Origin of the sequence: Neisseria sp. P0014.S009, assembly GCF_051958155.1 — a bacterium.
In the GTDB taxonomy this organism is placed as follows: Bacteria; Pseudomonadota; Gammaproteobacteria; order Burkholderiales; family Neisseriaceae; genus Neisseria; species Neisseria flavescens_C.
Map to the genome: position 1 here is coordinate 1 of NZ_JBQCVS010000198.1, position 248 is coordinate 248.

1 rRNA gene is annotated in these 248 nt (G+C 50.0%); it reads right to left on the reverse strand.

Annotation, left to right across the window (positions count from 1 at the left end):
- Positions 1-248: ribosomal RNA gene (locus tag ACTHS4_RS12295) — 16S ribosomal RNA — on the reverse strand; the annotation flags it as partial.

Genomic DNA, 248 nt, shown 5'->3' on the forward strand with positions numbered 1-248 from the left:
GACTACAAGGGTATCTAATCCTGTTTGCTCCCCTAGCTTTCGCAGCTGAGTGTCAGTAATAGTCCAGGTACCTGCTTTCGCCATCGGTGTTCCTCCTGATCTCTGCGCATTTCACCGCTACACCAGGAATTCCAGTACCCTCTCCTATACTCAAGTCTGGCAGTATCTGTTGGCCTCTCCCCGTTAAGCAAGGAGCTTTCACAACAGACTAACCAAACCACCTACCTGCCCTTTACGCCTAGTAATTC